Raw genomic sequence first — 7,340 nt, 5'->3', positions numbered from 1 at the left:
CAATATCTTGATGATATTTGCTTCAAAATTAACTCAATGCCGCGAAAAATATTTGACTTCAAAACGGCCTATGAGATAGACTTTAATAAAAGTAAAAGTGGTGCGGTTGAGATTTGATAAAAGAAAAGACACGTATCGATACGTGTCTTTCTTATTTTTTTGGTAATGCTTCTACACTCTTTAAGATAATGCGATTTAACGAATCATCGAAATCAACATCAAGTATGTATCCCAGTCCATTGGGTGCATGAATTGCTCTAAAGTCTAGGAATGGTCTGTTTTCTAAGAAAATTAACAGTGTTTTAATAACACCTGAATGACAAACAATTGTTGAAGATTCCACACTGTTTGCTTTCATATCTTTTAGAATGCATTCCAACTTAGAGATGATTCGGTAGCTAAATTCAGTTAACGTCTCTCCATGAGCAATGCGTTTATTAATAAGGAATCCATCAAAATAATTTTCGGATACGTCATCCCCATGTACATCTTCATAATCACCAAAATAGATCTCGCGTAATTCTTTACTTGATTCATAGATTGGTGTCTCTTTACCGTAAAGAATTTCAAACGTATCAATCGTACGTGTTAAATCAGATGTATAATAACGCTCTGTTTGTGGATACGCGTACTCCAATTTATATTGTTTTAGGTCTTCAATTCCTTGTTTCGATAAGTGAACATCAGACCAACCTGAATACGTTCCTTCTTCATTAGAAGTCGTATAACCATGTCTTACTAATACAATTTTCATAAAGCACCCTCTTTTCTATACAATACCTATCTTAACGCAATAGCGTTCCGTTTGCGACATCACCACCGGTTACAAGTCTTACTTTGTCGCCTTCTTCAGCTGTAAGAATCATACCATTTGACATTATACCGCGTAGTTTAACGGGTTTGAGGTTTGCAACGAGAACAACTTTATGATTGAGGAGTTCTTCTTCCGTAAAGAAATCTACAAGGCTGCTTACTACAGTTACTTCTTTGCTTCCTAAATCAACTTGTAAGACATAGAGTTTATCTGCTTTAGGATGTTTCTCGACTTTTACGATTGTCCCCGTACGAAGTTCTACATCTTGAAATTGATCAAATGTTATTTCTTTTGTTTCTTCTTCAACAACGTTTGTTTCTACCACAGGTTCTACCTCCTTTTCTAATAACTCAAGTGTTTCTTTCACATCTAAACGATTAAAGATGATGTCTGTTTTTGAAACAACAGGTTTATTAAGTTCAAAGAGTCCAAACACCTTCGCACTTTCAAACGTTGTATGTTCTGTTTGTAATTGTGCAAGAATGCGTTGGGATGTTTCTGGGATAAATGATTCAAGGGCGATACCACCAATACGAATCAATTCCGTTAGATTATAAAGTACTGTTTGAAGGCGATCTTGTTTCGTTTCATCTTTCGCAAGAACCCAAGGTTGTGTATCATCAATATACTTATTCCCTTTTCTAAATAAGGAAACAATCTCAGAAATTGCATCCGCTACATGAAGCGTATCCATCTTCGCTTCAACATTTGGAATAAGATTTTTACATGCATCAATCAATTCATCATCGATTGCTTCATGCACATGATTAACAGTCAATACGCCGTCAAAGTATTTATTGGTCATTGAAATGGTACGGTTAACCAGATTCCCAATAATATTCGCAAGGTCTGTATTAATACGTTCAATCATCAATTCATATGTGAGGTGACCATCACGTTCAAAAGGCATTTCATGAAGCATAATGTATCGAACTGGATCAACACCTAAGACGGATGTTAGATCATCAACATAAAGTGCATTCCCTTTTGATTTACTCATCTTGCTGTCGCCAGTAAGTAACCATGGGTGTCCGAAGATTTGTTTTGGTAACTCAATATCAAGGGCCATTAATAGAATTGGCCAATAAATTGTATGGAAACGTAAAATATCCTTACCAATTAAATGCACGTCAGCTGGCCAGAACTCATCAAAAAGTGGCCCATTATTCCCATCAACATCATATCCTAAACCCGTGATATAGTTAATCAGTGCATCAATCCAAACATACACAACATGTTCAGGATCAAAATCTACAGGAATTCCCCATTTGAAACTTGTTCGTGAAACCGCAAGATCATAGAGATCTTCTTTAAGGAAGTTTTGAAGCATTTCATTTTTTCGTGATTCAGGTTGAATAAATAATGGATTATCCTTGATGTATTGTACAAGGCGATCTTGATAGTTACTCATTTTAAAGAAGTAGCAAGATTCTTGTTGGCGTACAACCTTCGCACCACACTCTGGACATGTTTCATCTTCTACCTGTGAATCTGAATAAAAGGATTCGCATGACTTACAGTACCATCCTTCATAATTTCCTTTATATAAATCCCCTTGATCAAAGAGTTTCTTAAAAACCTTTTGAACTTGTGTTTTATGATAGTCGTCTGTTGTTCGAATAAAATAATCATATTGAACATTCATCAGATCAAATAAACCACGAATCACACTCGAAATATTATCGACATATGCTTTCGGTAACATATTATGTGCTTTCGCATTATCTTCTATTTTTTGACCGTGTTCATCCGTTCCTGTTTGGAAACGAACATTATAACCTTGAGCACGTTTAAATCGTGCAATACTATCTGCTAGCACAATCTCATAAATGTTACCAATATGAGGTTTTGCTGATGTATAAGCAATAGCGGTTGTTATATAGTAATTTTTATTGTTTTTCATTTGATTTCCTCCGCTAGAATTTCCCCTTAATTATAGCCTATTTATGTAAGCTCTACAATAAGACAAAACCTCGTACTTTTCACAATACGAGGTTTTTAAATATAAAACTAATGTTTCTTTTTCAATAATAAAATAACACCCAAACCAAACAGTACCGTTCCCGGAATCAATCGAACTTGATTTCCAACGCCTGTTTGGGGGAGAACCTCATGATTCACAGTATGATGATTCGGTTTTTCATCTGGTAGGATTGGTTCTTTATTCGGTGTATTCTTTGAGGGATTTTCGTTCCGAATGTTAGACACATCTTCTTGATACTTATTAAATATTTCCAGTCCATCTTCACTATAGGAAACTTGGTAACCTTTAGGGGGATCAATTTCATAAACACGATAGTCATATGCATTGCCTTGTTCATCGGTCTCATCTAAATGTTTCCATGTATAGGTGCTTTGACCACTCTCTAAAGTAATTGGGTCACCCATTGGTTCATTGTTTCTTAAGAGTTGAAGATGAATCGTTGGTACCGTTTCAGGCGCATTGATCCAATGCTTTGTCACGGTTACATCACGTTTAGGTGATGTGTAGGTATTACGGAAGGTCCATGCATCAATACGTTCCGATACAAAGGCATCAGGTACGGAAGTTTCTTCAAGGTGATACGTAAACGCATTTCCTTTAAGATCCTTTGCGTCTACAAGCCATTTATAATTTGTATCGTTGTATGAAAGCTTTACCACATCATAGACCTTTTCGTTTTGATACAACGTAAAGGTTGCTTCTGCCTGGGTCTTTTCGCCCCCCACCCATTGCTTATTTAACGTAATTTCCTGAACAGGGGGATGATATGTGTTAATTACTGTTAAGCGATCGACACCATACCGCATTGTGTAATCTTCAGGAAGGTTTCTTTGCTTTACAAAATACTCGATGTTTTTTCCTTCATGTGTTTGCACAGGTACATCCCATGATACATGTGACATGCCAGTTACCAAGGTTTTAGATTCATCAATACGTGTTTCTACACCATCGACAACTTGATAGAGATCAAAAATAACCGTTGGCTTTTCATCCGGTCCATGTTCCCAATATAAGTAAGCGTTAATGGTTCGAACTTCAGGTTGAAAGTGATTTGTTATGATGGCGCCTGTTTCATCAAGTGCTTGGATATATCCTTCAGGTTCGTTGATTTCACGAACACGATAGTTAATTATATTTCCGTCTTTGTCAAATTCATCAAGATCGGTCCACGTATAGGTTGTTTCGCCGTGATGAAGAATGATTGGATTGCCTACAGTTTCACCGTTTTTTAGAAGCTGAACTTCAATTTCAGGTTTAATTTCTGGACCACCATCCCATATTTTTGTCATGGTGAATGTTGTTTTAGGGGAATGATAGTGATTCACGATCGTGAAGGCATCGATGCGCTCAGCGGTATAGTGGTGTTCTTGAAGCAGACCCTCTTGATCGCCTTCTTCAACCCAGTATGTATAAAGATTTCCATTTTTATCTGTTTTTTCTAAATCAGTAAATATGGCTTTTGTTTGTCCATTTGTTAAGCGTTTTGAATCTACACGTTCAGGATTTGTCACACTTTGACGATAAAGAATCATTTCAATCTCTGGTTTCTCGAGAGGACCGCCATCCCATATTTTAGTTGCAATGATGGGATCGGTAATACGCGGTTGGCGGTATTCATTTTTAATAACAAGCGGGTCCTCGGATGGAATGTTTACGTAATCGTGTGCCCCTTGCGTTTCAATTGCTCTGTATGTTATCGGTAATCCATTACGATCATTAATAGGCTGTTCTTTAAATGTAATGCTGGTCGTTCCTGTTTCAATTTTTTGTCGCGCTACTTCATGACCATCCGCAAGCAGTGCTACTTCGATAGTTGGTTTAATATCCGGTCCACCAATCCATTCTTTTGTAACGATGATATCTCGCGTAGGACTTACATAGGTATTGGTAATGGTAGATCCATCAAGGTTCATTTTATAATTCTCCGGAACGTTGATTTCATCGATATGGTATTTAAACGTATTGCCTGAGTCGTCTGTCTCAGGTAGATCATTCCATGTATACGATGTTTCTCCTGATTCTAAATCAATACGATCATAAGGTTGATCATTTTGGTAAAGTTGGAGTGTGATGGTCGGTTTAACGGTAGGACCGCCGTCCCAAATTTTTGATGCCGTATAACTTCGTTTTGGAGTTATGTAAGTATTTGTAATCTTATTTCCCTCTACGGATGATTCAAAATGATCTGGAACATTCGGTTCATAGGGCTCATACACATATTCATTACCTGCCTCATCAAATCGTGGGAGATCTGTAAACTCAATCTTTGTATTCCCTTTCTCAAGGACTTTAGGTATGTTAAGGGGTGTTCCATTTTGTTTTAAATCAATCAGAACATCCGTATGTCGAGTCGTCCCACCAACCCAAATCTTTTCGACCTCATAAGATGTTTTATTCTCAACATCGTTTGTGAAATGAAGGGTATGATCACGACCTTGATACGTTATTTCAAAGGATTGTTGTGGGGTTCTTGGACTAAATCCTTCTAGTGTTTTTTCTTCAACACGATAGGAGCCCAGCGGTAAATCGGTGAGTGTTTTATGCTCGCCCGCTTTTAACCGAATTTCATCAATTTTGTAGTCTTGATTAAAGACTTCAAAAATAAAAATATCATCAGGATATATTGTTTTTGATCCCTGTTTAACGGTCTTATCAATTGTGATAGTTCCTAATTGTTTCTGATAAAGTTTAACCACAACCTCATACGATTCCGGTTGATTCTGAATGTTTAAACGCGATACAGGTTTACGCTCACCATTTACATACTCATAATATTCGTAGACAACATCATAATCCTTAAGATTATGTGCTTCATCTTTCACATTGAGTGCCTCAATCCGAACATCATACGCTCCATAATCTGTAAAGGACCATGACGTCGTGCTCTCATTCATTGCACTAACATGATGAAGTTTCTGTTCATCATGATCCGATTTAAAGACGACATTCGCTTGATAATCTGTTTTTAAATCCCGTGATTTATCCGCTTTATAGACTTCTGTTTTAAGTCGAACGGGTGTTGGCTTAGCCTGTGGAACTGTAATCTCTTTTTTAACGGTTTGATTATTGATGTCTGTATACGTAATGGTTGTTGTTTTGTTTAGTTCAAAGAAGTTGTGCTCATTTATATTTGCCAATGGATTTGTTTTGACTTCATAGTGATAGCCAAAGTGTTGGATATCACTATCGTAATCATACAGTCCTAGACTTCGAACATTAAAACGTTTTTGGTTTGAATCATACATTGGTAAGAGTGCATCATCCAAACGTGACATATCAACATCAAAAGCATCGCTCATTGGGTCATCAATATGAATATCCTTCGCCGCAGAAAAAATATTGTTTGAAATTTCCTTAAAGATATCATCCAGATTATCACGGCTTGATGTAGCATCATAATAATTTCCTTTACTGATACGCTTCAATATTTCGGTTCCCTTATCATCGGTATCAAATCCAATTGAGTATAAATGGATTTGTTCTTGATGAATTTGATTGGATTCGACAATGGATGCGTCTGCTGAAGACATATAGACAAAATAATTCTTATTTTCATGTGATAGTACATCGCCAAGTTGATCCAAATAATACTCATTACCCGTTCCGTAAACCGGAGCGCTATAATCAAAATGATCGGTATTCGGTAATGATTTAAATCGATATCCGGGAATCGCATAGTTCCCCGAACTTGGAATTCCCGTATCAAAAGGACGTTGTTGTCCATTATAGCGTTTTTGAACCATAACATTTCCCTCAAAACCAAGTAATTCTTGATTTACTTTTGCCTTGAGTGGATATCGATAAGTGGGTTGCCCATCTGATAACAAGATTATTGTTTTATTTGGCGCCGTACTCTGATTTAATAATGTTTTCGCTTCATGAAGTGCCCCTTGCGTAAAGGTCCCTCCTTCGGCTTTAAGATTATTAATTTCATCAATTAAATGCGTTGCATCATTTTTGGTATGAAATGAATTTGTTTTTACCCGTGTTCCATAGGATACAAGGGCAATTCGAGCGGTGTCATCTCTTTCAAAAATTCCATTCACAAAACGAATCGCTTCACGTTTAGCCTTTGATATCCGATCAATTCCTTGTGGATTTTTTTGTGGATCCATACTTCCGGATGTATCAAGTACCAAAACAATGTCTGATGGTTCCCGCTTTACGCGTCCATATACATCAATCGATATTTCCCAACGATTAATCGTGTTGGGAATTGGTTTCGCTGTTTTAAATACGCGAACCGAACCTTCTTGCATATCATCTATTTGTACTGAATTTGTTATTGTTTTAACACTTGTAGAAGGATGTCCTTCCGCAGATACAAAAGATGTACTTACTGATAATAATACCATTGTGATTAACACGGTTGTTAATCCGCTTTTAATGATTCTCGTTCTCATTTTTTTCCTCCTTACAAGTATCATTTAAAAGTGATTTTTAATCACAACGTTGATAATATTTGTTTTCACATATTTAGTCAATTATTTTTGTCATAAAATGTCCACTTTTTTTACCATCTTGGTAATAATTTATCCAAAA

Annotated in this window: 3 protein-coding genes and 1 pseudogene; 1 reads left to right on the top strand and 3 read right to left on the bottom strand. The window is 36.6% G+C overall.

The window, feature by feature from the left end:
* Window positions 1–117 (top strand): annotated as a pseudogene (locus EPJ90_RS05635) (IS30 family transposase); the annotation flags it as partial.
* Between the two features lie 34 nt (window positions 118–151).
* On the opposite strand, the gene EPJ90_RS05630 reads toward EPJ90_RS05635, so the two are convergent.
* The 3 genes from EPJ90_RS05630 to EPJ90_RS05620 all read right to left on the bottom strand — a co-directional run bounded on the left by EPJ90_RS05630 (window position 152) and on the right by EPJ90_RS05620 (window position 7,201).
* Complete coding sequence (locus EPJ90_RS05630) at window positions 152–754, bottom strand: histidine phosphatase family protein (protein WP_161636873.1); 603 nt, start codon at window positions 752–754, stop codon at window positions 152–154.
* 31 nt (window positions 755–785) lie between these two features.
* Window positions 786–2,717: a methionine--tRNA ligase gene (gene metG / locus EPJ90_RS05625; protein WP_161636874.1), complete on the bottom strand. Its 1,932-nt coding sequence runs from the start codon at window positions 2,715–2,717 to the stop codon at window positions 786–788.
* 107 nt (window positions 2,718–2,824) lie between these two features.
* Window positions 2,825–7,201 carry a Cna B-type domain-containing protein gene (locus EPJ90_RS05620; RefSeq protein WP_244660386.1) on the bottom strand — a complete coding sequence of 1,459 codons (4,377 nt, stop codon included), beginning with the start codon at window positions 7,199–7,201 and terminating at the stop codon, window positions 2,825–2,827.
* Window positions 7,202–7,340: the final 139 nt, after the last annotated feature.

Origin of the sequence: Erysipelothrix sp. strain 2 (EsS2-7-Brazil), assembly GCF_016617655.1 — a bacterium.
In the GTDB taxonomy this organism is placed as follows: Bacteria; Bacillota_I; Bacilli_A; order Erysipelotrichales; family Erysipelotrichaceae; genus Erysipelothrix; species Erysipelothrix piscisicarius.
The sequence above is the reverse complement of the archived record's forward strand: the minus strand, read 5'-3'. Positions and strand labels throughout refer to the sequence as shown.

Bases quoted from the DNA above. Each gene is read 5' to 3' on its own strand.
- EPJ90_RS05630 (WP_161636873.1), bottom strand. From the start codon at position 754: ATGAAAATTGTATTAGTAAGACATGGTTATACGACTTCTAATGAAGAA.
- metG (WP_161636874.1), bottom strand. From the start codon at position 2,717: ATGAAAAACAATAAAAATTACTATATAACAACCGCTATTGCTTATACA.
- EPJ90_RS05620 (WP_244660386.1), bottom strand. From the start codon at position 7,201: ATGAGAACGAGAATCATTAAAAGCGGATTAACAACCGTGTTAATCACA.